This window comes from Sphingomonas sp. Leaf38, from assembly GCF_001421825.1.
Taxonomy (GTDB): Bacteria; Pseudomonadota; Alphaproteobacteria; order Sphingomonadales; family Sphingomonadaceae; genus Sphingomonas.
Window position 1 is genome coordinate 1,093,316 of sequence record NZ_LMLD01000011.1, and the last position, 25,342, is coordinate 1,118,657.

The 25,342-nt window shown below is 64.1% G+C and carries 25 protein-coding genes and 1 tRNA gene; 15 read left to right on the forward strand and 11 right to left on the reverse strand.

Annotated elements, in window-relative coordinates; genetic code table 11:
• Positions 1–164 precede the first annotated feature (164 nt).
• From ASE88_RS12340 to ASE88_RS12350, 3 genes are read right to left on the reverse strand one after another with little or no spacing between them, the layout of a single operon-like run.
• On the reverse strand, positions 165–1,337 hold the full coding sequence (locus ASE88_RS12340) for an efflux RND transporter periplasmic adaptor subunit (protein ID WP_055872679.1): 1,173 nt from the start codon (positions 1,335–1,337) through the stop codon (positions 165–167).
• Positions 1,334–2,740, reverse strand: a complete 1,407-nt coding sequence (locus tag ASE88_RS12345) for an efflux transporter outer membrane subunit (RefSeq protein ID WP_056478315.1) — start codon at positions 2,738–2,740, stop codon at positions 1,334–1,336. Before ASE88_RS12345 ends, ASE88_RS12340 begins: the two co-directional genes overlap by 4 nt.
• Positions 2,737–3,294 (reverse strand): MarR family winged helix-turn-helix transcriptional regulator, encoded by a 558-nt coding sequence (locus ASE88_RS12350; protein WP_235527928.1) that lies wholly within the window; start codon positions 3,292–3,294, stop codon positions 2,737–2,739. The genes ASE88_RS12345 and ASE88_RS12350 overlap by 4 nt, the downstream gene beginning before the upstream one ends.
• Positions 3,295–3,400: 106 nt before the next feature.
• On the opposite strand from ASE88_RS12350, the gene ASE88_RS12355 reads away from it, so the two are divergent.
• Together ASE88_RS12355 and ASE88_RS12360 are read left to right on the forward strand one after the other, a co-directional pair.
• On the forward strand, positions 3,401–5,128 hold the full coding sequence (locus tag ASE88_RS12355; protein ID WP_056478317.1) for a glycosyltransferase family 2 protein: 1,728 nt from the start codon (positions 3,401–3,403) through the stop codon (positions 5,126–5,128).
• 2 nt (positions 5,129–5,130) lie between these two features.
• Complete coding sequence (locus ASE88_RS12360; RefSeq protein ID WP_056478318.1) at positions 5,131–6,393, forward strand: glycosyltransferase family 4 protein; 1,263 nt, start codon at positions 5,131–5,133, stop codon at positions 6,391–6,393.
• Positions 6,394–6,701: 308 nt separating this feature from the next.
• Here ASE88_RS12360 and rplA read toward each other — a convergent pair whose 3' ends face one another.
• Positions 6,702–7,394: a 50S ribosomal protein L1 gene (rplA, locus tag ASE88_RS12365; RefSeq protein WP_055872669.1), complete on the reverse strand. Its 693-nt coding sequence runs from the start codon at positions 7,392–7,394 to the stop codon at positions 6,702–6,704.
• 4 nt (positions 7,395–7,398) lie between these two features.
• Positions 7,399–7,830, reverse strand: a complete 432-nt coding sequence (gene rplK / locus ASE88_RS12370; protein WP_031392847.1) for a 50S ribosomal protein L11 — start codon at positions 7,828–7,830, stop codon at positions 7,399–7,401.
• A gap of 276 nt (positions 7,831–8,106) precedes the next feature.
• Here rplK and ASE88_RS12375 point away from each other — a divergent pair, with 276 nt between their 5' ends.
• Positions 8,107–10,512: a TonB-dependent receptor gene (locus ASE88_RS12375; RefSeq protein WP_235527929.1), complete on the forward strand. Its 2,406-nt coding sequence runs from the start codon at positions 8,107–8,109 to the stop codon at positions 10,510–10,512.
• Positions 10,513–10,572: 60 nt separating this feature from the next.
• On the opposite strand, the gene ASE88_RS12380 is transcribed toward ASE88_RS12375, so the two are convergent.
• The 4 genes from ASE88_RS12380 to ASE88_RS12395 all read right to left on the reverse strand — a co-directional run bounded on the left by ASE88_RS12380 (position 10,573) and on the right by ASE88_RS12395 (position 13,545).
• Positions 10,573–11,697, reverse strand: coding sequence for a sialidase family protein (locus ASE88_RS12380; protein ID WP_082466525.1), 1,125 nt, complete (start codon positions 11,695–11,697; stop codon positions 10,573–10,575).
• Between the two features lie 472 nt (positions 11,698–12,169).
• Positions 12,170–12,706, reverse strand: coding sequence for a transcription termination/antitermination protein NusG (gene nusG, locus ASE88_RS12385; RefSeq protein ID WP_055872668.1), 537 nt, complete (start codon positions 12,704–12,706; stop codon positions 12,170–12,172).
• Positions 12,707–12,719: 13 nt separating this feature from the next.
• Positions 12,720–12,917 carry a preprotein translocase subunit SecE gene (secE, locus tag ASE88_RS12390; RefSeq protein WP_056047594.1) on the reverse strand — a complete coding sequence of 66 codons (198 nt, stop codon included), beginning with the start codon at positions 12,915–12,917 and terminating at the stop codon, positions 12,720–12,722.
• 551 nt (positions 12,918–13,468) lie between these two features.
• A tRNA-Trp gene (locus tag ASE88_RS12395) sits at positions 13,469–13,545 on the reverse strand.
• 145 nt (positions 13,546–13,690) lie between these two features.
• Between ASE88_RS12395 and ASE88_RS12400 the strand changes: the two genes are divergently transcribed.
• Complete coding sequence (locus ASE88_RS12400; RefSeq protein ID WP_055872663.1) at positions 13,691–14,704, forward strand: alpha/beta fold hydrolase; 1,014 nt, start codon at positions 13,691–13,693, stop codon at positions 14,702–14,704.
• Between the two features lie 103 nt (positions 14,705–14,807).
• Here the strand turns inward: ASE88_RS12400 and ASE88_RS12405 are convergent, their stop codons facing one another.
• Positions 14,808–15,425: a hypothetical protein gene (locus ASE88_RS12405; RefSeq protein WP_156348120.1), complete on the reverse strand. Its 618-nt coding sequence runs from the start codon at positions 15,423–15,425 to the stop codon at positions 14,808–14,810.
• 408 nt (positions 15,426–15,833) lie between these two features.
• Here ASE88_RS12405 and rpsL point away from each other — a divergent pair, with 408 nt between their 5' ends.
• The 4 genes from rpsL to tuf all read left to right on the forward strand — a co-directional run bounded on the left by rpsL (position 15,834) and on the right by tuf (position 20,273).
• Positions 15,834–16,205: a 30S ribosomal protein S12 gene (rpsL, locus tag ASE88_RS12410; protein ID WP_010164594.1), complete on the forward strand. Its 372-nt coding sequence runs from the start codon at positions 15,834–15,836 to the stop codon at positions 16,203–16,205.
• Positions 16,206–16,282: 77 nt separating this feature from the next.
• Positions 16,283–16,753: a 30S ribosomal protein S7 gene (rpsG, locus tag ASE88_RS12415; protein ID WP_055872660.1), complete on the forward strand. Its 471-nt coding sequence runs from the start codon at positions 16,283–16,285 to the stop codon at positions 16,751–16,753.
• 123 nt (positions 16,754–16,876) lie between these two features.
• Positions 16,877–18,973 carry an elongation factor G gene (fusA, locus tag ASE88_RS12420; protein ID WP_055872657.1) on the forward strand — a complete coding sequence of 699 codons (2,097 nt, stop codon included), beginning with the start codon at positions 16,877–16,879 and terminating at the stop codon, positions 18,971–18,973.
• A gap of 106 nt (positions 18,974–19,079) precedes the next feature.
• A complete protein-coding gene (gene tuf, locus ASE88_RS12425) occupies positions 19,080–20,273 on the forward strand; it encodes an elongation factor Tu (RefSeq protein ID WP_031393767.1) in 1,194 nt (397 codons plus the stop codon).
• Between the two features lie 1,005 nt (positions 20,274–21,278).
• Here tuf and ASE88_RS19890 read toward each other — a convergent pair.
• A complete protein-coding gene (locus ASE88_RS19890) occupies positions 21,279–21,494 on the reverse strand; it encodes a DUF559 domain-containing protein (protein ID WP_156357016.1) in 216 nt (71 codons plus the stop codon).
• Positions 21,495–21,634: 140 nt separating this feature from the next.
• Between ASE88_RS19890 and rpsJ the strand changes: the two genes are divergently transcribed.
• The 7 genes from rpsJ to rplV form a co-directional block, all read left to right on the forward strand.
• Positions 21,635–21,943 (forward strand): 30S ribosomal protein S10, encoded by a 309-nt coding sequence (rpsJ, locus tag ASE88_RS12430; RefSeq protein WP_007406109.1) that lies wholly within the window; start codon positions 21,635–21,637, stop codon positions 21,941–21,943.
• Between the two features lie 288 nt (positions 21,944–22,231).
• Positions 22,232–22,978 carry a 50S ribosomal protein L3 gene (rplC, locus tag ASE88_RS12435; protein ID WP_056478319.1) on the forward strand — a complete coding sequence of 249 codons (747 nt, stop codon included), beginning with the start codon at positions 22,232–22,234 and terminating at the stop codon, positions 22,976–22,978.
• Positions 22,979–22,980: 2 nt separating this feature from the next.
• Positions 22,981–23,607, forward strand: coding sequence for a 50S ribosomal protein L4 (gene rplD, locus ASE88_RS12440; RefSeq protein WP_055872651.1), 627 nt, complete (start codon positions 22,981–22,983; stop codon positions 23,605–23,607).
• Positions 23,600–23,914 carry a 50S ribosomal protein L23 gene (locus tag ASE88_RS12445; RefSeq protein WP_031393763.1) on the forward strand — a complete coding sequence of 105 codons (315 nt, stop codon included), beginning with the start codon at positions 23,600–23,602 and terminating at the stop codon, positions 23,912–23,914. The genes rplD and ASE88_RS12445 overlap by 8 nt, the downstream gene beginning before the upstream one ends.
• Before the next feature lie 4 nt (positions 23,915–23,918).
• On the forward strand, positions 23,919–24,758 hold the full coding sequence (rplB, locus tag ASE88_RS12450; protein ID WP_055872649.1) for a 50S ribosomal protein L2: 840 nt from the start codon (positions 23,919–23,921) through the stop codon (positions 24,756–24,758).
• Position 24,759: 1 nt separating this feature from the next.
• Positions 24,760–25,035: a 30S ribosomal protein S19 gene (gene rpsS, locus ASE88_RS12455; protein WP_031393761.1), complete on the forward strand. Its 276-nt coding sequence runs from the start codon at positions 24,760–24,762 to the stop codon at positions 25,033–25,035.
• Positions 25,035–25,342: 50S ribosomal protein L22 (rplV, locus tag ASE88_RS12460; RefSeq protein WP_056479480.1), on the forward strand; the 308-nt coding region annotated here is incomplete at its 3' end. The genes rpsS and rplV, both read left to right, overlap by 1 nt.

Genomic DNA, 25,342 nt, shown 5'->3' on the forward strand with positions numbered 1-25,342 from the left:
CGCGTAACCACCCCGGCGAAGGCCGGGGCCCAATTGGGAAACGCCGCTAACGAAAGACGGCGCGCCGTTACGACCACTTCTCCAATTGGGCTCCGGCCTCCGCCGGGCTGGTGCTAGGCAATCACCCCGGCGCTCCCCCTTGGCGCTCCCTGACCCCGCGGACATCACCGGTTCGCCGCAATGATCTGGCGGATTTTCGCCTCGACCGCGGCATTGCCTGTGCCGGTCGCCAGCCCCTTATACGCCGCCACCGCCGGCCGCCCGACCATCGTCCCCGACGTGTCCGCGGTTTCGACCGTCGCAGTCACCGACAGCCCGACCCGCAGCGGATTGCGCCGCAATTCGCCCTTGTCGAGTGCGATCCGCACCGGCACGCGCTGCGTGATCTTGATCCAGTTGCCGCTCGCATTCTGCGGCGGCAGCAGTGCGAACGCGTTGCCGCTGCCCGCGCCCAGGCCGACGACATGCCCGTGATAGACCAGGTCGTCGCCATACATGTCCGCCGTAACCGTCGCCGCCTGTCCGATCCGCAGGTCGCGCAACTGCGTCTCGCGGAAGTTCGCATCGACCCACACCCGATCGAGCGGCACCACCGCCATCAGCGGCATGCCCGCCGATACCTGTTGCCCCAGCTGCACAGTTCGCTGCGCCACCACGCCGTCGATCGGCGCGACCACATGCATGTGACTGCGCGTGATCGCCGCGCGCCGATACGCCGCGATCGCCGCCATGACCGCCGGGTTGTTCGCCACGGTCGTCCCCGCAACGCCGCTGCGCGACTGCGCCTGCTGACTGCGCGCGAGCTGCAGCGTCGCCGCCGCCACCTTCACCTGATCCGCCGCATGGCTCAGTTCCTCGCCGGAAATCGCGCCTTCGGCCGCGGCACCCCGCCGCCGCGCGAGGTCGTTGCGCGCGCGCGCGAGCTCGGCGTCGGCCTGCGCGACGGCGGCACCCGCTTCGTTCACCTTCGAGAAGTCCGACCGGGTCGAGCGTACCGCCCGCGCCAGTTCGGCCTCGGCCGACGCGACGCCGACATCCGCGGTCGCCGCGTCCAGATCGATCAGCGGCTGTCCCGCCTTCACCACCTGCGTATTGTCGGCATGGATCGCGGTCACCTGACCTGGATCGCGCGCCGTGATCGCCACGACGTCACCGGCGACATACGCGTCGTCGGTCTCCTGTTCCGGCACCGCCAGCAGGAAATGAAACACGGCCCACACGACTGCGCCGATCAGCACGACGATACCGAGGATCGTCAGCGCGCGCTTGCGGCCCTGCGGATTGCCGGCGGGCGCGACAGGCTCGGCAGCCGGTGAAGGTGTCTGCGTATCGGTCATCGTGTCACATCCTGAAAATCGACACCGCCACCCAGCGCCAGCACGAGCTGGACGCGCTGTTGCGCGGCATTGGCGGCGAGATCGGCATCGGCCTGCTCGGCGGCGAGCAGCCGGACGTCGTTGTCGACCAGATCGAGCCGGCTATCGAGCCCACTCGACACGCGGATCGCGTTCAGCCGCCCGGTCTCGGTATAGCCGCGCACCACCTCGCGTTGCCGCGCGCGGTCTGCGTCCAGCGCGCCGATCCGCGCCACCGCATCCGCCGCCTCACGCACCGCGCCGATCACGCGCTGATTATACTCCGCGGTGGCCAGATCGAGCGCGGCCGTTGCGCCCGCCAGATCCGCCTTCATCCGGCCGCTATCGAAGATCGGTAGATGGACCGCCGGCCCGACGCCCACCGTCCCGGCATCGAGCGACAGCAGATTGCCAAGTCCGATCGCCTGAAACCCCGCCAGCGCCGCCAGATTGACGTTCGGATAGAATGCGCGCCGTGCCACCTGGCGCCCTGCCGCCGCTGCCACGATCCGAGCCTGCGCCGCCGCGATATCGGCCCGCCGCGCGAGCAGATCGGCGGGGATCATCGTCGGCGTTGGCAATACCGCATCGAGTTTCAACGCGGTCGGGCCGATTGTCGCCTGATAGTCCGCCCCACGCCCGGCCAGGGCTGCCAGCGCGTTCTTCGCCAACACCTGCGACGCCTGCGCGCGTACCAGCGCCTGCCGCGCCTGGGCCAGCAACGTGGTTGCTGCCTGCGCATCGAGCTTGCTGCCGAGCTTGTTGCGGATCCGCACATTGACCAATCGCAGCGTATTCTGACGCGTTGCGATCGTCCGGCCTGCGATCCGCGCCTGCGCTTCGGCACGTTTGAGATCGATATAGGTTTGCACCACCGCCCCCGACAGCGCGAGCCGCGCCGCCGCCAGGTCGAGCGCCGCCGCGCGCAGCGACTCCCGTGCGCCCGCGATCGCCGCCTTCTGCCGACCGAACAGATCGAGGTTCCACGACAGGTTCGCCGCTACCGTCCCGATGAACCGCGTCGTGCCCGCATAAGGTGGCGGAATCGTGTAGCGCCCGCTCAGCCGCGCATATTGCCCCTGCGCGTCGAGCGTCACGTCAGGGCCGTCGTTCGCGCGGTTGGTCGCCAGCACCGCCTGCGCCTGTGCGACGCGCGCGAGCGCGGCATCGAGCGACGGACTGCCTGCCACCGCTTCGCCGACCAGCCGGTCGAGCTGTGGGTCGCCAAACCCCCGCCACCAGTCTGCCGCGATCACCGGGGCAGGGTCGGCTGACAGCCCCAGCGCCGTCCCGGCTATCGGTGCGACTCCGGTCTGCGCGGCAGGAATGGCGCAGCCAGTCAGCAGCGCCGCCGTCGTCCCGATCAGGATCGCTGCCCGTGTCATGCGCCGCGTGCCGTGTTTGACGGGGATTCCAGCGTCACGCGCAGCTTTTGCATCATCAGGATCAGCGTCTCCACCTCGCTCCGATCCCAGTCGACCAGCGCGCCGTTCCAATAGTCGACCGCCAGGTCGCGACAGCGCTCCGTCACCGCGCTTCCTTCCGCGGTCAGCATCAGGTTCACCACCCGCCGATCGTCGGTCGCGCGCGTTCGCGTGACCCAGCCCTGCTGTTCCAGCGTATCGACGAGCCGGGTCGTCGCGCCCTTGTCGTGCGCAAGATCACGCGAGAGATCCGCACAGGTGCTCGCGCGCCCGAACCAGATCGACACCAGCGCCGACCACTGCGTGACGCTCAACCCTTCTTTGGCGAACAGCGAGTCGAGCCCCGCCTGCACGCTCTGATGAATGCGCCGAGCCTGGAATCCCAGCGAGCAGTCCGGTCCGAAATCAGCCTTGGTATAAAAGTCCATATCGATGCATTGGCAACCATTGCCCAGGCAGTCAATGGGTCGCACGAGGCGGTGCGGTAAGGATCGAACCCTTGCGTGACCTTGCACCGGAGCTATGGTGCCACCTGTCGCCCCGCATTCTCGCCGATTACGAGCCGTTCAGCTCGCTCCCTCGCACCATGAAGAGGCCTTCCGATAGATGATCGTGGATAGCATGTTCGTCGATTTCGGTGTCGTTGCGGCGGGCAAACTCATCCTCGTCGGCTGGACGGTGGCCGATGGCGACCCGGTGAAGATCCGCATTGAAAGTGCCCGGGGCGGGCAGATCGGCGAGGCTGAGGTCGAGCGTTGCATCCGGTTCGATCGCGCTGACGTCGCCGAGATGTATGGTCGTGAGGCGATCGACGTGGGCTATGTCATCGGTGTCGCGATCGCGCCGTTCGCCGGGCTCGCGCTGTTCGACTCCACCGTGACGCTGACCGTATTGGGCGCCGACGATGCGGTCGTTCATACGCAGCCCTTCACGCTCGACAGGCTCGCGGTAGGACCCGGTGGTGTCGCAAATGGCCAACGTTGGCCGATCGATCTCATGATCGCCGGCGGGCTGTTCGCCGCAGACGTCGCGCGCGCGCTGCAATGGGCGCTGGGGGGCGGCGTCGCGATCGAATCCGACCATGTGTTTCTCGATTCGTGGGCGCACGTCGGCGAAGGCATGATCGTCAGCGGCTGGATCGAGAATGCGGCGGTGGCGTCGCTCGTCCTCCTGACCGACACGCTCGAGGCCGCTTGTACCGGCGCGGACCTGGCGACCTTCGATCGACCCGACGTCTCCGATGCGATGCGCCGCAAGGGCACCGCGGCGCATACCGCGAACCACGGCTTTCTCACCACCATGCCGCTGGTCGATCGAGCGACGCGGCGCGTGGCCGTGCTCGTCGACGGCGGCAACGTGGTGACGTCGCTCGGCACGCTGGTGCTGACCGACGAGCGGCTCGATAGCGTCGAGAATGCGCTCAACAATTTTTCCGCGCATTTCGGCGGCGGCGCGCTGCCGTCGCCGGCGGTCATGCTGCGGCACGCCAGGCCGTTACTCACCGCGCAACCGATACGCGCGATGACGCACGAGGTCGTTCGCGTCGTCGCCCGCGACGCGCCGCCCCGTCTGTCGGTGGTCGTCCCGCTTTACGGGCGGCCGTTCCTGTTGCGCGCGATCCTCGCGAACCAGGCCGCGTATCCCGACGGGACCGAGTTCATCTATGTCAGCGACGATCCGCGGCATCATCTGTTTATCCGGAATTATCTGGCCGATCGCCGCGCGCTGATTGATCGCCCGACGACTTTGGTCGTCAACGGCGGCAATTATGGGTTTTCGGCGGCGAACACGATCGGCGTCGGCGTCGCGCGCGCGCCGTTGCTGCTGTTCCAGAATTCGGATGTCTGGGTCGATGATGGCGGCGCGTTCGGTATTGCTGCCTTGGAGATTGCCGCGGGGCGGTTCGGGATCGTCGGATTCCGTCTGCTGTACGAGGACGGTACGCTCCAGCACGACGGGATGATCCTGCAGCGCGGCCGGCACGTCCATGACCTGTATGCCGCCGAGCATCCGGGGAAGGGGCTTCCCCCGCTGCCGATCGCCCCGGGCGAACCCGTCGCGAACGCCGTGCCCGCGGTCACCGGCGCGGCGATGATGATGACACGTGACTGGTACGACGCGCTGGGCGGGTTCGATCCGGGCTATGTCCGCGGCGATTTCGAGGATGCGGATCTGTGCATGCGATCGGTCGCCAAGGGCCGGCCGGTCGGTCTGGTCCGGACCGCGGGGCTGCGTCACCTCGAGCGGCAATCGCTCGTTCTCAGCGGCGGCGAGGCGTTGCGCAGCGCGATCACCTATCTAAACTGCATCCGCTTCAACGCGCGCTGGCAGCAGGATTTGGCGGCGTGAAGATGCGGGTCCTTATTCTCGCACATGGCCACCCGGCATTCTCGACCGGTGGCGGCGAGCAGGCGGCGCATGCGCTGTATGCGCGGTTGCTCGGTCGCGACGACATCGCCCCGGTTCTGGTCGCGCGCGCGCCGCGCGCCGCGATCGGTCACGATGCGTCGTTCGGCGCGTTCGGCGCGAGCCCGACCGAGATCGTCGCGGATCCGCCGGGGCAGGAGCATTTCTCGCTCGAGAGCACGCATCTCGCCGTGCTCGAGACGATGGTCGGACAGCTGCTCGAGCGGTTTCGGCCCGACATCGTCCATATCGAACATCTGGCCCATTGGAGCCTCGACGTCGTCGAACTTCTCGCGCGCGCCGACGTGCCTGTCGTTCTGACGCTGCACGAATTCCTGCTGATCTGTCACAATGACGGCCAGATGATCAAGACCGATGGCCGGCTCTGTCGCGACGAGTCGCCCGCCGCCTGTTCGGCATGTTTTCCGCATCACAGCGCCGGCGAATTCTACCTCCGCAAGGCGATGATCCTGCAGCGACTTGCGCCCGTCGCGCGGTTCGTCTCGCCGAGCAGGTTTCTCGCCGACCGGTTCGTCGACTGGGGGCTCGATCGTGCGCGGATCACGGTGATCGACAATCCGCTGTCACCCGATCTGATCGCACAAAGCGGAGCGGTCGATCGGGCTACGTCGCACGACGGCATGACGAGGATCGGATTCTTCGGGCAGATCAATCCCTATAAGGGTCTCGACGTCCTGCTCGATGCGGTGTCGCAGATCCCGAAGCCGCTCCGCAAATCGCTTTCGGTCGGCATCCACGGTGCCAATCTCGATATTCAGCGTGGCGATTTTCGGACGAAGATCGCCGCGCTGCTCGACGCCAACGCCGATGTGGTCGCGAATCGAGGACGCTACGCCAACACCGACGTCGTGGCACTGATGCGCCAATATGATTGGATCGTCGTCCCCTCGATCTGGTGGGAGAACTCTCCCGTCGTCATCCAGGAGGCGCTGGTCGCCCACCGGCCGATCCTGTGCAGCGCGATCGGCGGCATGGCGGAGAAGGTCGCGGGCGACAGCGTCGGCGTCACGTTCCAGCCCGGCAGCGCAATCGATCTTGCGCGCACGCTCGTCGACATCGTCGAAGGCCGGATCGTCGCGCCGGACATGACGGCCGCCTATGCGCCCGACGCCGAGCGCGCGCGCGTGACGCAGTATGTTTCGGTGTTCAGGACGACGCTCGACGCAAAGCTCGCGCTGGCAGGGTAGGCGGCGAGCGCGCCCGCGTTCCATGCCCAAACCGACGTCCAGACGTGAAATCTCCCCGGCAAGTTGCGGCGGCTCACCGTCACCAGAGGGAGAGGCGATCTGCACCCTCGACAGTCGGGTGCCCTCTCCTCCGGTCACGTTCGCCGACGTCACCCCCTCGGACGGAAGGATCGGCATTCTTCGGAGCCGACATGCAAAAAGGGCTGGGATCGCTCCCGGCCCTTTCTGATTTTAGCGGCAGGACGTGATGAAGCCACGCCGGCCGGCCTGTCGCCCTCTCGTGGCTAGCGTGCGCTAGCCACCAGCGGTCAGGCGCCAGCCACCTCGGCCGTATCGACCTTGATGCCTGCGCCCATCGTCGACGAGATCGCGACCTTCTGGACATACTTGCCCTTGGCCCCGGTCGGCTTGGCCTTGACCACCGCGTCGACCAGTGCGTCGAAGTTCGCGCGCAGGTCTTCTGCCGGGAACGACGCCTTGCCGATGCCCGAATGGATGATACCGGCCTTCTCGACGCGGTATTCGATCTGGCCGCCCTTGGCAGCTTCGACCGCGGCGGCGACGTTCATCGTCACCGTACCGAGCTTCGGATTCGGCATCAGGCCCTTGGGACCCAGCACCTTACCGAGGCGACCGACGATGCCCATCATGTCCGGGGTCGCGATGCAGCGATCGAAATCGATCGTGCCACCCTGGATGATCTCCATCAGGTCTTCGGCGCCGACGACGTCTGCGCCTGCTGCGAGGGCTTCTTCAGCCTTCGCGCCGCGGGCGAACACGCCGACGCGGACGGTCTTGCCGGTGCCCTTGGGCAGCGTGACGACGCCGCGGACCATCTGGTCGGCGTGACGCGGATCGACGCCCAGGTTCAGCGCGACTTCAATTGTCTCGTCGAACTTCGACGTGGCGCCCGACCGTGCGAGACCGATGGCCTCGTCGATGCCGTGCAGCTTGACGAGGTCGACCGTGACGGCCTTCTGCTTCTTGCTCAGCTTAGCCATGATCTCAGCCCTCCACCACTTCGAGGCCCATTGCGCGGGCGCTGCCTTCGATGATCTTCGTCGCAGCGTCGATATCGTTGGCGTTGAGGTCCTTCATCTTCGTCGTGGCGATCTCGCTCAGCTGGCTGCGCTTGATCTTGCCAGCGACGACCTTGCCCGGCTCCTTCGAACCCGACTTGAGACCAGCGGCCTCCTTAATCAGGTACGAGGCCGGCGGCGTCTTGGTCTCGAACGAGAACGAGCGATCCGCATAGACCGTGATGACGGTCGGGATCGGCATGCCCTTCTTCAGTTCGCTCGTGCCGGCGTTGAACGCCTTGCAGAACTCCATGATGTTCACGCCGCGCTGACCCAGCGCAGGCCCGATCGGCGGCGCGGGCTTTGCCTCGCCTGCAGGAACCTGCAGCTTGATGTATCCGGTAATCTTTTTAGCCATGTCACTCTCTTTATGTGAGCCTAGCGGTGATGGCGGCTACCTCCCGGCAACCTCCCGCAAATTTCCATCAGTGAAGGTGGAAGCCGGCGCGCATAGCGCAAAACCCGCAAAGCGGCAACACCCGCGTGCGCCCCTCTCCCGGGGGGTGATACCCGATCGTCACACGTTGTCTTACAAATTAAAACTGTAGCGAAACGGTCACCCGACTGTCGCGAGGCGGCCATAGGTGCCGCCCCGGGAGTGACGATCGATTGATCTCGCTAGGGGTTTTCCAGAATGACCATGTTTTCTCGTACCGCCGCGCGGTTGTTGTGCGGTGCTGTCGGCGTCGCCGTCCTTGGCGTATCGCCCGTATCTTCGCAGTCGCTGGTCGCCAAGGATGCCGAACCGGGCTCGCCCGCGCCGGTCGCCGCGCCCGATCCCGTACCGGCCGCGGGTCAGGACGACACGATCGTCGTCACTGGTACCGCCACCCGCTCGGTCGCGCAGATTAGCGGCGTCGACATGCAGAAGATCCTTCCCGGCGTCAGTCCGCTCAAGGCATTGCAGACGCTGCCGGGCGTGACGTTCCTGACCGCCGATCCATGGGGCAACAACGAACAGAACATCTCGCTGTTCGTCCACGGCTTCAACGCGCAGCAGCTCGGTTACACGCTCGACGGCCTGCCGCTGGGCGACCAGAATTACGGCAATTACAACGGCCTGTCGCCGCAACGTGCGATCATCTCGGAGAATGTCTCGCGCGTGACGCTAGCCAGCGGCGCGGGCGATCTGGGCACCGCATCGACCAGCAATCTCGGCGGCACGATCGACACCTTCTCGAGCGATCCGCGCAAGGAAATGGTCGTGCAGATCGACCAGACGCTCGGCAGCCATTCGACCTCGCGGCTGTTCGCGCGGATCGACAGCGGCACCTTCGGAAACGGCAACAGCTTCTACATTTCGGGCTCGCGCCAGAAGGCGAAGGCGTGGGATTTCAACGGCATCCAGGGCGGCTATCAGGCCAATGCGAAGTTCGTCCATGACGATTCCACCGGCAAGCTGACGGTCTACGCGGCCTATTCGGACAAGACCGAGCCGAACGAGGATTCGACCGTCATCACCACCGCGACGCAAGCCACTGCGCCATATGTCCGTCCGTTCAAGTTCCCCGATTTCCAGGGGATGCTCAACTATCTGAACTCGGGCGCGTACAAGGCCGACGGATCGAACTACAGCAACTATTACGGCGTCGCCGCGCGGACCGATTATCTCGGCTATGTCAAATATGACTGGAACGTCAGCGACCGCGTGACCTTCTCGAACCAGGCCTATTACCATCACAATGACGGTGTCGGCATCATCGGCGGGCCGATCGACGTGGCCGGTCTGCCCAAGCTGTTCTCGTTCTATTACCCCGGCCAGAACCTGACGACGGTGTTCGGCGGATCGGGGCTGGCGACGCGCACGACCGAATATCGCATCGCGCGCGGTGGCCTGGTGTCGACGGTCGGCATCGATCTCGGCGCGCATCACATCGAGTTCGGCGCGTGGTACGAGCATCAGAGCTCGTCGGCCTATCGCCGCTGGTATCCGTTCCCGGTCAACGACCCCACGACGCCGTATCAGCGTCCGCGCGACTCGCTGACGCCCCTGATCACGCAATATCACAGCGAAGTGCGCGTCGACGAATATCAGGCGCACATCCAGGACAGCTGGAAGCTGTTGCCGACCCTCACGCTTCAGGGCGGCGTCAAGAGCACGTTCCAGAACGCGTCGCAGCGCGTACCGACGCAGCCGATCCCGGGCTCGTTCACCGGTTCGGTCGCGCTGCCGGTCGGCAAGATCGACACGCACAAATACTTCCTGCCACAGCTCGGCGCGCTGTGGGACGCGTCCGACAACGAGCAGGTGTTCGTCAACGTCCAGAAGAACATCCGTCAGTTCCAGACCAGCGCCGCCGCCGGCCTGTCGCCATTCGCGCTCGGCAGCCAGGCCGCGTTCGATCTGTTCAAGGACAATGTCGAGCCCGAGACGAGCTGGACGTACGAGGCGGGCCTGCGCTCGCATCACGCGCTCAACCTCGGCCCGATCACCGGGTTCGAGGGCCAGATCAGCGTGTATCACGTCGATTTCAGCAACCGCCTGCTCGGCATCAGCCCGACGCCGGTGGTCACCGCGGTCGTCAGCGGCGCGGCGATCCTCCAGAATGTCGGCGCAGTGAAGACCGATGGCGTCGATATCGCCGGCACGATCCGGTTCGGCCCGCATTTCTCGTTCTACGATGCGCTGTCGTACAACAACTCGCGCTACGAACAGGACTATGTCAGCGGGACGACCACGGTCGGCACCGCGGGCAAGAAGGTGCCGGGCAGCCCGGATTGGCTCAACAAGTTCACCGCGTCGGCCAATTACGACATCTTCGACGCGCAGCTCATTGGCGATTATATCGGCAAGCGGTACGCGACCTACACCAACGACCTGGCTGTTAAGTCCTACTTCACGCTGTCGGGCCGCATCGCCGCGCGCGTGCCCTTGTCCGAAGGGCAGATCGTCAAGACCGCGACGGTCAGCCTGAACGTGACCAACATCACCAACAAGCGCGCCGCCTCGACGCTCAGCATCGGCGCAGCGAGTGGGACGTTCAACCAGTTCCCGGTTGCCCCGCGCCAGGTGTTCGGCACGATCAGCGTCGGCTTCTGATCGTATCCGAGGCGGGTGACGCCTGCCACCTTCCCCAGGGGAGGTGGCAGGCGAACCGGCTCAGCGCAGCCGCGCCGGATCGATCACGACGTGGCGGATGCGAGTCCGGTTGTAGGTGTAGGTGACGTGCACCAGCCCGTCGCGAGTCTGGATCACGGCGGGATAGGCATAGCCGTCGGGCAGCGGCTTGCTCTCCAGCGTCAGCGCGTTGCGCCATCGCACGCCGTCGTCCGACAGACCGATATTGAGCGGCCAGCGCGGGCCGTCGCCAGGCCGATCCGGGGCATGCGCGCTGTGATTGTAGACGATCAGCTGCCGTCCATCGCGCAGCGTCACCGCATCGGTACCCGCATTGGGATTGGGCAGGTCGATGGCCGCCAGGGGCGACCAGCTGCGCCCGGAATCGCGTGACCAGCTCATCGCCAGCGCACCCTGTCGTGTCCGCGCGACCAGTTCCAGCACGCCGCCGGGATGGGACAGGATGCTCGGCTGGATCGCCTCGATATGCATCGGCGAGGCGATCGCATCGCCAACCTGCCACGTTGCCCCGCGATCGGTGCTGCGCTCGATCCGGATCGACCAAATATTGGCCTCCGCGCTACCCTCCTCGCGGCTGGACGGCGATAGCCAGCTTCCGTCGGGCGCCACCACGGGCTTGTTCTTGATCGGTCCCAGCACGCCGTCCGGCAGGCGCTGCGGCCGGCGCCAGTGTCGCCCGCCATCGGGCGAGCGCATGACCATGCCCCACCAGCTGCGCGGATTGGGTCCGACCTTGTAGAAAAGCTGGAGCTCGCCCCCGGCGGGCTGGAACAGCACCGGGTTCCAGGTCGGGAACCGTTGACCGTCCGCGGTCACGCCATCGGCGACGGCAACGGGCGTTTCCCATCCGCTCGCCCCCCGTCGCGCGAACCAGATTTGGACGTCCGGTCGGCTCTCGCCCGATCCGCCGAACCACGCCGCGGCGAGCGTGCCGTCGGGCAGCTCGACGATCGTCGAGGCATGCGCCTGCGGGTAGGGAGCGTGGGTGTAGATGAATTCGGACAGCAGGATCGGCGACCGGGCCGGTGCTGGCGTCGGCGCTGTTCGTATTGCCTTGGCAGGAGGGTGGGCGCTGATCGGCAGTGTTATTGTACCGAGGATCGCGCAGATACCGCACCGTCGGCACGCCGATGCGCCAAAGTTCATAGCCTGGTCTCTCAAAGCCTCTCGATCTGCTGCTTCTACACCGCGCGATACCGATGCCTAAGCGGCATGTTGGGATCGACCGATAAGCCGGTCTATGCCGAGAATATCACGGGTACGAAGCCAACACCGCGCAGATCGTGCCGATGTGGTCGTCGATCCTGCGCAGCGCGGGTTCGACCGAAGTAGGTCCGTTGCGCGATTTGGAGCGCCGGACACAGGACGGGGGCGACCCGAACGACCCCACTTTCCGGTGACGTCATCGACGCCCGCCGGCCTTTGTGTCGCGAGACCGGAAAGATGCATCAGACCCAGCCGAGGCTTTTCGAATATGCATCAGGTATAGACGTGGGGAGCATATACGGAGAGCCGTTGGGCTCTCAAAACGCGACGCAAGGTGACGCCCGCGTCGCTGGGCCGGCCATCAGCCGGCCGCGATCCCTCGCGCAGGCTGGCTATGCCAGCCGCGCAGGAATTATTTACTGCGCTCGACCTGCTCGAATTCGAGCTCGACCGGGGTGGCGCGACCGAAGATCGACACCGAAACCTTGACGCGGCTGCGGTCGAAGTCGAGTTCCTCGACCAGGCCGTTGAAGGTCGCGAACGGACCGTCGAGAACCTTGACCTGATCGCCGATCTCGTAGTCGACCTTGACCTTCTGCTTGGGGGCCGCGGCGGCCTCCTCCTTGCTGTTTAGCATCCGCGTGGCTTCCGCCTCGCTGATCGCCTGCGGCTTGCCCATGCTGCCAAGGAAGCCGGTGACCTTGGGCGTGTTCTTGACGAGGTGATACACGTCGTCGTTCATGTTCAGCTTGGCGAGGACGTAGCCCGGCATGAACTTGCGCTCGACCGCGATCTTCTTGCCGCGACGGGCTTCGGTGGTGGTTTCGGTCGGGACTTCGATCTGCTCGACGAGCTGCTCGAGACCCATCCGGGTCGCCTCGGCCATGATCGAGTCGCGGACCTTGCCCTCGAAGCCCGAATAGGCGTGAATGATGTACCAGCGCGCCATGACGGAACCTTGCTTACTGAGCGAGTTTGAGGAGGGCGGAGACGATCGCTTGCAGGATCGAGTCGACGCCCAGGAAGAACAGCGCGAGGATCGTCGTCATGATCACCACCATCACGCCGGTCATGACCGTCTCGCGACGCGTCGGCCACGTGACCTTCGCGGTCTCGTTGCGGACCTGCTGGATGAATTCGAGGGGGGACGTCTTCGCCACGATGTTCTTCGAACCCGCTGATTGAGAAACTGAGATGCGAGACATAGACCCACTAGCCGCTCCCTGTGAAGGGCCGCGGCGGCAAGTCCGTCCTCGCTGTCGGAAGCGCGGCAGATAGCTTTGGTGGCCGGGTAAAGCAAGGGCGGGGCGGGAGAGCGCTCCGGCGCGTGCCGGGGACGATGGACCGAGCGTGTCAGGCGGCGGCCAAGGAAATCGCGGGGGAGAGCGCTTGGGTCACTCGATCCCCCGCACGATCGTCTTGCCGGTGCCGGTTTCACCGGCGGCTCCGCTCCCACGGTTTCTTGTTATCGTTCGGCCTGACGACAGCGTCCAAGGTGTACGCGCAACGCGGGCAAAAAAAAAGGCCGGTACGAGACCGGCCATGAAAGTTTTTAGGAGAGGATGCCTGAAAGGCCTGATCGTTGTGCATCGCAGCACCGGATAGAGCAATTGCGAAAATTGCATTATCAAATGCAAGTTCTGCAATCGGGATACGCGTGCGACAGCGCCGTTTGAAACGGTGCAATCCAAAATCAGGTTATCAAAGGGGGTGGCAGGAGTGCTCGGATTCGAACCGAGGGCCTTCGGTTTTGGAGACCGACGCTCTAACCAACTGAGCTACACTCCTACGCGGTCGCGCCCCATACCCAGCGTTTTCGCGAAGGGCAAGCGCTTCGCGTGCAATTCGTCATCATAAGGATGATGCGTTGCACTCGGCGCGGTTTGCTCGGTAACCTTACACAGGCTTGATGTGTGCAGGAAAGCGTAATCGTATGAAGGCGGGATCGATGTTGCTGGCGGGGCCAATCGCCGCGCTCCTGATGGGGGCTGCGGCGGTCCCGGCGGTCCCGGATCTCGGGCCACAGCTCGAACGCTTCACCTATCCATGGCCGGTGCAGACGATGGAGGTCGATATCATCGGCAGCCCGGCACAGATGGCATTCATGGATATCGCGGCGCAACGCCCCAATGGTCGCACCATCGTCCTGCTGCACGGCAAGAACTTCTGCGGTGCGACTTGGGGCAGTACCGTGCGCGCGCTGAGCGCGGTTGGCTACCGCGTGATCGTGCCCGACCAAATCGGCTTCTGCAAATCGTCCAAGCCGCGTGCGGCGCAGTATAGTTTCGAGATGCTGGCATCCTTTACCCGGCGCCTGCTTGAGTCGCGCGGGATCTCGCAGGCGACGATCGTCGGGCACTCGATGGGCGGCATGCTGGCGATGCGGTATGCGATCATGTACCCAGCGTCGGTCGAGAAACTGGTGCTGGTGAATCCGCTCGGATTGAAGGACCGCTCCGAAGAGGGCGTCCCCTATGCCGACGTCGACACGCTCTGGGCGAACGAGAAGAAGACGAGCTACGCGTCGATCAAGGCGTACCAGCTCGAGAACTACTATCACGGCGTCTGGAAGCCGTCCTATGATCGCTGGGTCTGGATGCAGGCCGGTATGTACCAGGGCGCTGGTCGCGATACGGTCGCGCTGGCGCAGGCGAAAACCAGCGAGATGATCAAGGCGCAGCCGGTCGCGCACGAACTCTACCGGATCACGCCGCCGACGACGTTGATCGTCGGGACGCTCGATAAAACGGCATTCGGTCGCGCGCAGGCGCCGGTAAGCCTGCGCAAGTTTCTCGAGCCGATCCCGATGGTCGCCCCGCGCGCGGTGAAGCAGATGCCGAATGCCAAGCTAGTCATGCTCGAGGGGCTGGGGCACTCGCCGCAGGTCGAGGATCCGACGCGATTCGAGAAGACGTTGTTGGCGGCGTTGGAACTGCCGCGCCGATAGCGGTGGTCGGTCGTTTCCAGCCACCGCAGAACATCATCGCCAATCCGCTCGATGAAGGCGCTTGCGGGCGGGGGTAAAGAAGTCGGCGGCGCGTGCCGAAGCCTCATACCAGAGTGACGAATCGGAGTTTGCGCGCGAATACCCGATTGTCGTTCGCGGCGGGCGTGCGAAGGGATCTCGCCGCCAGTGTCAGCGCGACCGTCAACGCGAGCGTCGCTGGGATCGGTACCGCGAAAGCGGCCAGCAGCGCCGCAAGTGCCGTCAACAGCGATACCCGGCGATCCTTGCAGCGGCAGGCCAGCGCAAGCGGCACGGCCATCGACGCGCCGGGCAGGACCAAGGCACAGCCGAGGGCGCAGCTCAGGGCCGCGGTCGGCACCATGTCGTGCATCAGGGGGCGGGCGGATAGCGTCGCCGTTAGCCACGCCAGGCTTCCCAGCGCAAACGCTGCCATCAAGCCCGTCAAGTCCGGCTGGCGTGCGACCGACCACATGCCGATCAGGCTGGAGGGGAGCCAGGGCCTGCCCAGTGCGATGATGGCGAAGCATGCTAAGAGCGGAACGAGCAGGAGTGCGCGGCGTGCGGCTCGTCGGCTGCTCGCCAGCCCGATCGCAAGCGGAAGGAGCATGGCGCCATACAGGGCCAGCCCACATGCCAAGCCAGCGGCCGCCAGCATCGCCTTGTAGCGACGCTCGATCGCCGCAACGAAGACGGCGATCAAGGCAAGGTCGCATAACAGGTTAGACGGAAACGACTCCGTTCCGTATGTCAGCGCCAATTCCGCCGCGACCGTCGATCCGAGAAGCGAGACGATCGGAGCGACGGGCCATCGCCGGGCAGGGTGGACGGATATCATCTCCCGCTTTTGCGCCGGCTGACGTTTCCACCATGTTAAACGCGTCGCAAGGCAGGCGCGCCGCAAACCGATTCCGGCCCGTTGACCCGAGCCGCGTCCTGACATATAGGCGCGCCCTGTTCTTCGGGAGTCTTTCCCGCCGGGCATGCTTGAACATTGCTGGATGCATTCCAGGACCTGAGGGGCGCCGTGTGCGCCTCGAATGGTCCTTTTTGTATTCTCAGGCGCCTCAATGGCTCCAGCAAAGTAACCACTTGAAAGGTGAAGGCTTCAATGCCGACGATCAACCAGCTGGTCCGCAAGGGCCGCGATCCGCAGAAGGCCAAATCGAAGGTCCCTGCGATGGAAGCAAATCCGCAGAAGCGTGGCGTTTGCACGCGCGTCTACACGACGACCCCGAAGAAGCCGAACTCGGCTCTGCGCAAGGTGGCCAAGGTTCGCCTGACCAACCAGCGCGAAGTCATCAGCTACATCCCGGGCGAGGGCCACAATCTTCAGGAGCATTCGGTTGTCCTGATCCGTGGCGGTCGTGTCCGCGATCTTCCCGGTGTTCGCTATCACGTCCTGCGCGGCGTGCTCGATACACAGGGTGTGAAGGACCGGCGTCAGTCGCGTTCCAAGTACGGCGCCAAGCGTCCGAAGTAAGCCGGGCAGGCCAGCCGGCGTAAGCCGGTCGCAATGGTATCTGACCCATCAAGGCTGAAGTTTAGAAGGAATATAAAATGGCACGTCGTCGTCGTCCCGAAAAGCGGGTCATCCTGCCTGATCCCAAGTTCGGGGATGAGGTTCTGTCGAAGTTCATGAACAGCGTCATGCTGGACGGCAAGAAGTCCGTCGCAGAGCTGATCGTGTACGGTGCATTCGAAACCGTCGAGCAGCGCGCCAAGCGCGACCCGATCGGCGTTTTCCATGATGCGCTGAACAACGTGAAGCCGGGCATCGAAGTCCGTTCGCGTCGCGTCGGTGGTGCAACCTACCAGGTTCCCGTCGAAGTGCGTCCCGAGCGTGCCCAGGCGCTGGCGATCCGCTGGCTGATCGGTGCGGCACGTTCGCGCAGCGAGAACACGATGGCCGCACGGCTGTCGGGCGAGCTGATGGATGCTGCCAACAACCGCGGCAACGCGGTCAAGAAGCGCGAAGACACGCACCGGATGGCCGAAGCCAACCGTGCATTCTCGCACTACCGCTGGTAAAAGCGGGCTTCGAAGCCTAGCATTGGTAACCGTGTTACGGGCGGTCTTTCGCCTGTAACGCAAACACCTATATATTGGGGAGCCGGCACGTTCGGCTCCCCATATCCTTAAGGAAGCACGATCATGGCCCGCAGCCATCCGCTCGACCGTTACCGCAACATCGGCATCATGGCGCACATCGACGCCGGCAAGACGACGACGACCGAGCGCATCCTCTATTACACCGGCAAGTCCTACAAGATCGGCGAAGTGCACGAAGGCACCGCGACGATGGATTGGATGGAGCAGGAGCAGGAGCGCGGGATCACGATCACGTCGGCTGCAACCACCTGCAAGTGGCGCGCCGAAGAAGGTAAGGGCGAAGAGCACCTTATCAACATCATCGACACCCCGGGCCACGTCGATTTCACGATCGAAGTCGAGCGTTCGCTGCGCGTCCTCGATGGCGCTGTCGCGTGCTTCGACGGCGTTGCCGGCGTCGAGCCGCAGTCCGAGACCGTGTGGCGTCAGGCCGACAAGTACGGCGTGCCGCGCATGTGCTTCGTCAACAAGCTCGATCGCACCGGCGCCGATTTCTACTTCTGCGTCAACTCGATCATCGATCGTCTCGGTGCGCGCCCGGCGGTCCTGTACCTGCCGATCGGCATGGAAGGCGGCTTCAAGGGCCTCGTCGACCTCGTCGAGAACCGCGCGATCATCTGGCTCGAAGAGAGCCTCGGCGCGAAGTTCGAATATGCCGAGATCCCCGAGGACATGGCCGAGAAGGCTGCGAAGTATCGCAGCGAACTGATCGAGATGGCCGTCGAGCAGGACGATGCTCTGATGGAAGCCTATCTCGAGGGTAACGAGCCGAGCGTCGCCGACCTCAAGAAGCTGATCCGCAAGGGTACGCTCAGCATGGCATTCGTGCCGGTGGTCTGCGGTTCGGCGTTCAAGAACAAGGGCGTTCAGCCCCTGCTCGACGCCGTGGTCGACTATCTGCCTTCGCCGCTCGACGTTCCCGCGATTCAGGGTCTGAAGCTCGACGGCGTGACGCCGGACGAGCGTCCTTCGTCGGACGACGTGCCGTTCTCGGCGCTGGCGTTCAAGATCATGAACGATCCGTTCGTCGGCACGCTGACCTTCGCGCGCATCTATTCGGGCAAGCTGGAGACCGCATCGCAGGTCACCAACTCGGTCAAGGACAAGAAGGAAAAGGTCGGCCGCATGCTGCTTATGCATGCGAACAGCCGTGAGGACATCCAGGAAGCCTTTGCTGGCGACATCGTCGCGCTCGCAGGCCTCAAGGATACCACGACGGGCGACACGCTCTGCGCGATGAACGCACCGATCATCCTCGAGCGGATGGAATTCCCCGAGCCCGTGATCGAGCTGTCGGTGGAGCCGAAGACGAAGGCCGATCAGGAGAAGATGGGCGTCGCGCTCAATCGTCTCGCACGCGAGGATCCCTCGTTCCGCGTGTCGTCGGACCCCGAGTCGGGCCAGACCATCATCAAGGGCATGGGCGAGCTCCATCTCGAGATCCTGGTCGACCGCATGAAGCGTGAGTTCAAGGTCGAGGCCAATGTCGGCGCTCCTCAGGTTGCGTATCGCGAATATCTGAAGAAGCCGGTCGACGTCGACTACACGCACAAGAAGCAGTCGGGCGGCACCGGCCAGTTCGGTCGCGTGAAGGTCAAGGTCACGCCGGGCGAGCGCGGTTCGGGCATCACGTTCAAGGACGAGATCAAGGGCGGCAACATTCCGAAGGAATATCTGCCTGCGATCGAGAAGGGCTTCCGCGAAACCGCCGCTTCGGGTTCGCTGGTCGGCTTCCCGATCATCGATTTCGAGATCGTGCTGTATGACGGCGCGTATCACGACGTCGACTCGTCGGCACTGGCGTTCGAAATCTGTGCACGCGGCGCAATGCGCGAAGTGGCACAGAAGTCGGGCATCACGCTGCTCGAGCCGGTCATGAAGGTTGAGGTTGTTACCCCGGAGGATTATCTGGGTGACGTCATCGGCGACATGAACAGCCGTCGTGGCCAAATCCAGGGCACCGACAGCCGCGGCAACGCGCAGACGGTCGAGGCGATGGTCCCACTGGCCAACATGTTCGGCTATGTGAATTCGCTCCGCTCGTTCACGCAGGGCCGTGCACAATACTCGATGCAGTTCTCGCATTACGACGAAGTGCCGCAGAACGTCGCCGACGAGGTGAAGGCGAAGTTGGCCTAACCCTTTAAGGGGGTAGGGCTAGCGTCAGGCTTTAACAGCCGCTATGGGGCCGCGTTCGCGCGGTTCCCGGTGTGGCACCGGAATACGAATCAGAAGGTAGGAAACAATGGCCAAGGCAAAATTTGAGCGGAACAAGCCGCATCTCAACATCGGCACCATCGGTCACGTCGATCATGGGAAGACGTCGCTCACCGCTGCGATCACGAAGGTTCTGGCAGAGACGACCGGCGGTACCGCTGTCGACTTCGCTAACATCGACAAGGCTCCCGAGGAGCGCGAGCGCGGCATCACGATCTCGACCGCACACGTCGAGTACGAGACGGCCAACCGTCACTACGCACACGTCGATTGCCCGGGCCACGCCGATTATGTGAAGAACATGATCACCGGTGCAGCCCAGATGGACGGCGCGATCCTCGTCGTTTCGGCGACCGATGGCCCGATGCCACAGACCCGTGAGCACATCCTGCTCGCACGCCAGGTTGGCGTGCCTGCCATGGTCGTGTTCATGAACAAGGTCGATCTGGTCGACGACGAGGAAATCCTCGAGCTGGTCGAGATGGAAATCCGCGAGCTGCTCAGCTCGTACGACTTCCCGGGCGACGACATCCCCGTCATCAAGGGTTCGGCAACCTGCGCGCTGTCGGGTTCGAACCAGAAGCTCGGCGCCGACGCCGTCACCGAGCTGATGCAGGCTGTCGACGACTACATCCCGCAGCCCGAGCGTCCGCTCGACAAGCCGTTCATGATGCCGATCGAGGACGTGTTCTCGATCTCGGGTCGTGGTACGGTTGTCACCGGCCGCGTCGAGACCGGCATCGTCAAGGTTGGCGAGGAAGTCGAGATCGTCGGCATCCACCCGACCGTTCGCAAGACCACGGTCACGGGCGTCGAGATGTTCCGCAAGCTGCTCGACCAGGGCCAGGCTGGCGATAACGTCGGCGCGCTGATCCGCGGCGTTGCACGCGACGAAGTCGAGCGTGGCCAGGTGCTCTGCAAGCCGGGCACGATCAAGCCGCACACCGACTTCAACTCGGAAGTGTACGTGCTGTCGAAGGAAGAGGGTGGCCGTCACACGCCGTTCTTCGCCAACTACCGCCCGCAGTTCTACTTCCGTACGACGGACGTGACCGGCACTGTCGAGCTGCCTGAGGGCACCGAGATGGTCATGCCAGGCGACAACGTGTCGCTCGGCATCAAGCTGATCGCCCCGATCGCCATGGACGTGGGCCAGCGCTTCACGATCCGCGAAGGCGGCCGTACCGTCGGTGCAGGCGTTGTGAGCCAGATCGACAAGTAAGCATCTTCCCCTTCGGGAGATGATTGAAAAGAGCCCGGCTTCTCGCGAGAGAGGCCGGGCTTTTTCGTGTTTGTTGGAATACGGGGCGGCCTGGCGACAAGCTGGATGAGTGCGGTCCGTTATTGCCCATTTGCGGACATTGCGCATCCGAGTACGGTCCGCTTTCGGAGGCGATTCACATGAGCCGGTTTTTGATGATAGCGGTGGGAACGGCGCTGACTGCCCTGCCGCCGTGGCCGCTCCGTGCACAAAGCAAGTCTAGCCTTTTTGATGTCCTCAGCATCCGTGCGACCACTGGAGGCTACTACCTCCGTACGGTCTCTCCCAAAGGAGATCGGATCACAGCCGCATGCCAGTTAATTCGAAAAGGTGCATGGGACTTCACCGTAGCGGTGTATCCCGCCGGTCATGCGACTGTGAAAACTGGGACATCACCGGTCCTGAAGTTATCCGGAACTTGGGCGTACCCACTCCAGGCCCAAGGTCACAGCTTCTTTTGGACTGCCCCCAACGCCGCGGCGTTTACGCTATTCCTACGGAGAGTGAGCGGTATGGGGTGGGGTCAGAACTTCGTGTCGCGTGAGCTTAACGTCGACTTTCAAAGCCACGGATCAGACGATGCCGGAACGATAGGCGCTTTCGCTCAGCTCTGCCGCCTACCGGGCGTCTTGCCCAGCGCCTATTAGGAAAGCCGCCTGCACTCAAACGTCCGTTTTCCACCCAATCCTCCCGCTAGGGGGAGGTGGGGCCGGAGGCGCCGGAGGGGGGGAGGGGGCGATTAGCCCTCGAGCGTGGCTCGCCGCTGGACCGCTATGGCGGTGATCTGGGGGACTAGGTCGTCGAGGTTTGGCAGCATTTCGCGAGCTGGGTAGCGGAGGACGCGGATGTTTGGGCTACCGGCGACACGTCGCCCTTTGCTTCTCGTTCGGGGCTGTCGCCGCGATTGTGGGCTTCGCCTTCTACTTCGATCGCGAGACGGGCGGGGGCGCGTAGAAGTTCCCCCACCTACCGCCCTGCGGCGTGCTGTCGTCTGAAGCGGAAGCCTGCCTCGTTGCCTCGCAGCGCGAGCCACAATGCTATCTCCGGAAGCGTCATCCGTTTGCGCAGCCGCTTGGCGTTTTGCGGCTGGTCAGGGATCCATCGAGTCGCATCGCGTTCCTCCCCCTCCGTCACACGTCGCAGACCACCTCCCCTTGGCGGGGGAGGATCGATGGGTAGCATGGTGTTCGACAGATCGAGCCGGAAAACCCTCAACCGCCGGTTGCATTTCACCCGACTCTCCCGTAATGGCCCGCCTTCGGTTTAAACATCAACCAGCAAGAGCCCGGAAACGGGCCCGCTCTTTCGCATCGGTAGGGATTATGGACAGCAATATCCGCATTCGTCTGAAGGCGTTCGATCACCGTGTGCTCGATCAGGCCACTGGCGACATCGCCGACACCGCACGCCGCACCGGCGCGCTCATCCGCGGTCCGATTCCCCTTCCGACGCGCATCGAAAAATTCACCGTGAACCGCGGCCCGCACATCGATAAGAAGTCGCGCGAGCAGTTCGAGGTGCGCACGTACAAGCGTATGCTGGATATCGTCCAGCCGACGCCGCAGACGGTCGATGCGCTGATGAAGCTGGACCTCGCCGCTGGCGTTGACGTCGAGATCAAGCTCGCCTAAGGGCTGGCGCGGCGCGGTCGACCGGTAACGGTCCCGCGCCGTTCGACATTGGGATACCGCCGTCGGTGCAAACCGACGGGGCAGCGTCCCCCGTCACGTTTCTGCGTTTGCAGAAACACCAGCCCGGGACGGGGCGCGTTTCGTATTTACCGGGTTGATCCGACTCCATTCAGGGCTTTGGCCGGGAATGGGGTCAGGTGGATGCATCATGGAGCTTCGCTCCGGACATGGTCCGCAAGCCCCCGAGGAATAGTCCGACGGGGCCTCTGTCTAGGAAGGGACAAGATCATGCGTACTGGCGTGATCGCGAAGAAGATGGGGATGACCCGCCTGTTCCAGGAAGATGGTCGGCACGTGCCGGTCACCGTTCTGGCACTCGAAGGCAATCAGGTCGTTTCCGTTCGCGAGATGGATCGTGACGGCTACACTGCCGTCCAGCTTGGTGCAGGCGTTGCCAAGTCGAAGAATGTTGCAAAGCCGCAGCGCGGCCATTTCGGCAAGGCCGAAGTGGAGCTCAAGGCTGTCGTCCATGAGTTCCGTGTGAACGCAGACGGCCTGCTCGACGTTGGCGCCGAGATCTCGGCCGACCACTACGTCGCAGGCCAGATCGTCGATATCCAGGGTAAGACCCAGGGTAAGGGTTTCCAAGGCGGCATGAAGCGTTGGGGCTTCGGCGGTCTGCGGGCAACCCACGGCGTGTCGGTCTCGCACCGTTCGCTCGGTTCGACCGGTCAGCGCCAGGATCCGGGCAAGGTCTTCAAGAACAAGAAGATGGCCGGCCACATGGGCGACAAGTATCGCACCCAGCAGAACCTCGAGATCGTATCGACGGACGTCGAGCGTGGTCTCCTGTTCGTCAAGGGTTCGGTTCCTGGCTCCAAGGGCGGCTGGCTCTTCGTCAAGGACTCGGTGAAGGTCGCGCGCCACGCCGACGCACCGTTCCCCGCCGGTCTCAAGACCACCAACAGCAACACTGCAGCAGACACGCCGGCCGAAACGACCGACGCACCTGCAGCCGACGGCCAGGAGGGCTGAGCGTGAAGATCAAGGTTTCATCTTTCGCCGGTACCGACGCTGCGGACATCGAGCTCAACGACGAGGTCTTCGGCCTTGATCCGCGCGCCGACATCCTGCACCGTGTCGTCACCTGGCAGCTCGAGAAGCGTCGCGAGACGGCTCGCGGCACCCGTGAGCGCGCAGACGTCGCCCGCACCGGCAAGAAGTTCGGTCGCCAGAAAGGCGGCGGTACGGCGCGTCACGGCGATCGTCGCGCACCTGTGTTCATCGGTGGTGGTAAGGCACACGGCGCCCGCGTCCGTGACTTCAACCCGTCGCTGAACAAGAAGGTTCGCGCACTCGGTCTGCGCATGGCGCTCAGCAGCCACGCCAAGGCGGGTTCGCTGGTCATCATGGACAGCCTGGCTGTCGAGGGTGGCAAGACCAAGACGCTGCTCGGCGATCTCGCCAAGCTCGGCTTCGGCAAGCGTGCGCTCGTCATCGACGGCGACATGGTCGACACCAGCTTCGCATTCGCTGCGGGCAACCTGTACGAAGTGAACGTGATGCCGGCAGCCGGCGCGAACGTTTACGACATCCTGAAGCATGACACGCTGGTGCTGACGCGCGCCGCTGTCGAAAAGCTGGAGGCGCGCTTCCATGGCTAAGAAGCAGAAGGCGGGCATCGATAATCGTCATTACGACGTTATCCTGGCCCCGCACATCACCGAGAAGACGACGACTCTGTCGGAGCACAACGCGGTGGTGTTCAAGGTGTCCAACGACGCCACGAAGCCCGAGATCAAGGCGGCCGTTGAGGCGCTGTTCGACGTGAACGTCGTCGGCGTGAACACGCTCGTCCAGAAGGGCAAGACCAAGAAGTGGAAGGGCACGAACTACTCGCGCTCGGACATGAAAAAGGCAATCGTGACGTTGAAGGACGGTCAGTCCATCGACGTGACGACGGGGATCTGAGGCCATGGCACTCAAGCATTATAATCCGACATCGCCGGCACGCCGCGGTCTCATCCTGGTCGACAAGTCGTCGCTCTGGAAGGGTCGCCCCGTCAAGGCGCTGACCGAAGGTAAGCACAAGACCGGCGGTCGTAACAACAAGGGCCATGTGACCTCGCGCGGCATCGCCGGCGGTCACAAGCAGAAGTACCGCTACATCGACTTCAAGCGTCGCAAGTGGGACGTCGAAGGCACCGTCGAGCGGATCGAGTATGATCCCAACCGCACCGCGTTCATCGCCCTGGTCAAGTACCCGGACGAAGAGCTCGCCTATATCCTGGCGCCGCAGCGTCTGGCCGTCGGCGACAAGGTTCTCGCGGCCAAGAAGACCGACGTGAAGCCGGGCAACGCCATGGAACTCGGTCAGATGCCGGTCGGCACCATCGTCCACAATGTGGAGATGAAGCCGATGAAGGGTGGCCAGATCGCCCGTTCGGCCGGCACGTATGTGCAGGTCGTTGGTCGCGACAAGGGCATGGTGATGGTCCGCCTGAACTCGGGCGAGCAGCGCTACATCCGCAGCGATTGCATGGCGACGGTTGGCGCGGTCTCGAACCCCGACAACCAGAACCAGAACCTGGGCAAGGCCGGTCGTTCGCGCTGGATGGGTATCCGTCCGCTGACGCGCGGCGTCGCCAAGAACCCGGTCGACCATCCGCACGGCGGTGGTGAAGGCCGTACCTCGGGTGGCCGTCATCCGGTTACGCCTTGGGGCAAGCCGACGAAGGGTGCGCGCACGCGTCACAACAAATCGACCGACAAGATGATCATCCGGTCGCGTCATTCGACGAAGAGGAAGGGCTAACATGGCTCGTTCAGTCTGGAAGGGCCCCTTCGTGGACCTTCATCTGCTCAAGAAGGCAGAAACCGCCCAGGACACCAACGCGCGTTCGCCGATCAAGACCTGGTCGCGTCGCTCGACGATCCTGCCGTCGTTCGTGGGCCTCACGTTCAACGTGTATAACGGCCGCAAGTTCGTGCCGGTCTCGGTCAACGAGGACATGGTCGGGATGAAGCTGGGCGAGTTCGCGCCCACGCGCTACTTCCCCGGCCACTCCGCCGACAAGAAGGGCAAGCGCTGATGTCTAAGCAAGTCAGCCCGCGCAAGGTCGCGGACAACGAGGCGCTTTCGGTCGGTACGCAGATCCGCGGTTCCGCTCAGAAGCTCGGCCTCGTCGCTGCGCTCATCCGTGGCAAGAAGGTCGGCGATGCGATGAACATCCTCGCCTTCTCGACCAAGGGCATGGCGATCGAAGCCCGCAAGGTGCTGGCCTCGGCCATCGCCAATGCGGAGAACAACCACAACCTCGACGTCGACTCGCTGGTCGTCGCCGAGGCATCGGTTGGCAAGTCGATCACGATGAAGCGCTTCGCGACCCGCGGCCGCGG